At 70.6% G+C, this 3,180-nt stretch carries 2 protein-coding genes and 1 pseudogene; 2 read left to right on the plus strand and 1 reads right to left on the minus strand.

Going from position 1 to position 3,180, the window contains the following annotated elements:
* Positions 1-453: pseudogene (locus I53_RS12455) on the plus strand (ABC transporter substrate-binding protein); the annotation flags it as partial.
* 138 nt (positions 454-591) lie between these two features.
* Positions 592-2,004 (plus strand): phosphatase PAP2 family protein, encoded by a 1,413-nt coding sequence (locus I53_RS12460; RefSeq protein WP_043351132.1) that lies wholly within the window; start codon positions 592-594, stop codon positions 2,002-2,004.
* 114 nt (positions 2,005-2,118) lie between these two features.
* On the opposite strand, the gene I53_RS12465 is transcribed toward I53_RS12460, so the two are convergent.
* On the minus strand, positions 2,119-3,180 hold a 1,062-nt coding region (locus I53_RS12465), incomplete at its 5' end, for a hypothetical protein (protein ID WP_043351133.1).

Genomic DNA, 3,180 nt, shown 5'->3' on the forward strand with positions numbered 1-3,180 from the left:
GAGTGGATCGGCCCCTACGACGACGAGCGGCTCGGCCTGCAGAAGGTCGCGCCGATCTACCACTATCCCGGCTTTGGGGAGGGCGGCGCCATGCTGCACTTTTGGTTCAACGCCGAGGCGTGGAAGGCGCTGCCGAAATCCTACCAGGCGATCCTCCGGGCCGCCGCCGCCGAGGTCGGCGCCGACGTGCAGGCCAAGTACGACGCCCGCAACCCGCAGGCCCTGCGCCGGCTGGTGGCCGGGGGTGCGCAGCTGAGGCCCTTCCCCCAGGACGTCATGGAAGCCGCCCTGAAGAACGCCAACGACGTCTACGCCGAGATCGCCGCCAAGAACGCCGATTTCCGTCGCGTCTACGAGGCGATGCGCACCTTCCGCAACGAGGAGTACCTCTGGTTCCAGGTGGCGGAATACACCTACGACAACTTCATGATCCGCGCCCGGGCGCGGGGCTGAAGCGCGCGCCGCCGCAGGGGATCCGGCTCCGGCCTCGGGGGACGCGTCAAAGATGGGGATGCCGGGGCCGCGCGCGATTGCAACGCGAGGGCGGCCGGCTCTAGCGTCCGGCACGGCTTCGGCGAGGGAGACGGCTGCATGTTCGGGACGCTGCGGGTCGGATTGGCGCTGCTCGGGGCGGCCTTGCCCCTTCAGGCCGTCGCACAATCGGCCGCCAACCTGACGGCCCTGCGCGGGCTGGTCCCGGTGGCGCGGTTGCAGGCCTCACCCGCGGGCAAGGCGGCGCTCGACGCGAACCTGCAAGTCACCGGCGACATCCAGACCGGCGACCTCAAGCAGCCGACGCTCCTGCCGTTCCCGGAGCAGCAGCAGCTCGCCCTGCGGGACTGCTTCATCACCGACGGCAACGCCGCCGGCCTCGCGGACGGTCTGGGCACGACCCTCGCGCAGGCCTACCAGGCCAAGGCGACCTACAGCGACTACAAGACCTTCACGAGCATCGCGCCGGCGGTGGCCAACCTGATCGGCTACACCAACAACGTCACCAAGTCGGATTCGAATTCCGGCAAATACTTCTTCGCCAACGCCACCACCAACGGCAAGACCCCGGTCACCGACGCGGCTGCCGCGATCCTGGCGGACGGCGCCGTGACCGACGTGTTCGGCAAGGCCTATGACCGGCCCGCCGGCAGCCCCGGCGCCGACCGCTACGGCAATTCGCGCCCGTTCCAGACCCTGCCGCGCCTGCGGGCCTATCGCGGCCAGGATTACTTCGGCGCTCCGTCCCACAGCCTCGACTGGTTGCGCGGCCCCGCGCAGGATCTCGTCAACAGCCCGTCCTATCCGAGCGGCCACACCACCTACGGCTACACCGAGTCCATGGTGCTCGCGCTCCTCGTCCCCGAGCGCTACCAGCAGATGGTTGCCCGCGCCGCCGAGTACGGCAACGACCGGATCATCGTCGGGGCGCATTACGCCATGGACGTGCTGGGCGGCCGGGCGACCTCGCTGCACGCCCTGGCCCATCTGCTCGCCAACGATCCGGTCTATGTCGGCCAGATCCGGAAGAATCCGGCCGTCCTCGATCAGGCGACCGCCGAGGCCGACAGGACGGTGGGCGTGACCGATTACCGGGCGCTCCTGGCCGAGGCCCGCGCGGCGATGGCCGAGGCGCTGAAGGCCGGCTGCGGCGATACGGTGGCGGCCTGTGCCGCAAAGGATACGGGCCGCTTCAAGGACCCGGCCGCCAACGCGGCCTTCTACGCGGCGACCCAGACCTACGGCCTGCCGGTGGTGCACCCGGAGACCGCCGGCCGGCAGGAGGATGTCGCCAAGATCGCCCCGGAGGCCGGGCACCTGCTTACCGCGGCCTTCCCGGCGCTGACGCTGGACGAGGCCAACGCCATCCTCACCGAGACGCAGGGACCGGGCGGCGGCTTCCTCGACGACGGCTCGGAATTCGGCGTCTACGCCCGCCTCGACCTCTATACGGCGGCCGGCAAGGCCGCCGCGCTGGCGGCGCAACGGGCGGGGACCAGCGCGACGCGCTGAGGGGCCGGCGGTCGCGCCCGCTCCCTCCACCCGGGCCGGAACGACGGCACGCCGGCGCGGCCGGCGCCGTCGGGACAGGGCCGAGGGCGCCGCCGCGGATCCCGGCGCCGCCGCTTATGGCGTCCGCTTGCGCAGGACGAACTGTCCCAGGGCCAGGAACTTCTGCGCCCGCTTGCCCGTGTCGACCTCGGTGGTGAACACGTTGCCCTGCGAGTCGATCGCGAGGTTGTGGACCCAGTGGAACTGGCCCGCCATGCGCCCGTTCCGGCCGAAGGCGCCGACCACCTCACCCGTATCCCGCGCGAGCGTGCGCACCTCGTTGTTGGCCCCGTCGGCATTGAGCAGGTAGGTCTCGTCGGCGTCCGGCCAGAGGGCCAGTTCCCAGACCGAGCCGTTGGCCCGGGTGTTCTTCTCGACGAGGATCTCCTTCACGAAGGTCCCGTCCTTTTTGAAGACCTGGATGCGGTCGTTGGTCCGGTCGCAGACATAGACCAGCCCGTCCCGGGCGATCCGCACGCAATGGACCGGGTTGGCGAATTGCCGGGACGGGGCCGCCGCCGGATCGTAGGGGCCGAGCTTGTCGTCGGTCGGCGGCTTGCCGTAGGCGCCCCACATCCGCTTGAACGCGCCCGTGTCCCGGTCGAAGACGATGATGCGGTGATTGAAGTAGCCGTCCGCGACGTAGACCTCGTTGGCCGCCATGTCGAAATCGACGTTGGCGGGCTTGCCCAGGCGGGTCGTGTCCTGGCTGTCGGTCTGCGGACCGGACTTGCCGATCTGCAGGACGAACTTGCCCTCGGGGGTGAATTTCAGGAGCTGGCCGTCCTGCTCGCCGTTGCCGGCGATCCAGACGAAGCCCTGGCCGTCGATCTGGATCCCGTGCTCGTTGGACGGCCAGTCGTAGCCGGTGCCGGGGCCGCCCCAGCTCCGCAGCAGCGTCCCGTCCTGGGCGAATTCCAGAACCGGCGGGGCGGGCCTGCAGCACTTCGTGCGCGGCGGATCGAGGCTGGCCGCCTTCTCGTCGTCGGTGAGCGTCCGCGGCCGCTGGACCACCCAGACATGATCCTGGGCGTCGACGGCGACGCCGGCCGCCTGACCCATGATCCAGTCGTTCGGCAGCGGCTTCGGCCAGGACGGGTCGACCTGGAACCGCGGCGGCTCCGCGGTCGCAGGGCC

The organism is Methylobacterium sp. B1, from assembly GCF_000333255.1.
In the GTDB taxonomy this organism is placed as follows: domain Bacteria; phylum Pseudomonadota; class Alphaproteobacteria; order Rhizobiales; family Beijerinckiaceae; genus Methylobacterium; species Methylobacterium fujisawaense.

Bases quoted from the DNA above. Each gene is read 5' to 3' on its own strand.
- I53_RS12460 (WP_043351132.1), top strand. From the start codon at position 592: ATGTTCGGGACGCTGCGGGTCGGATTGGCGCTGCTCGGGGCGGCCTTG.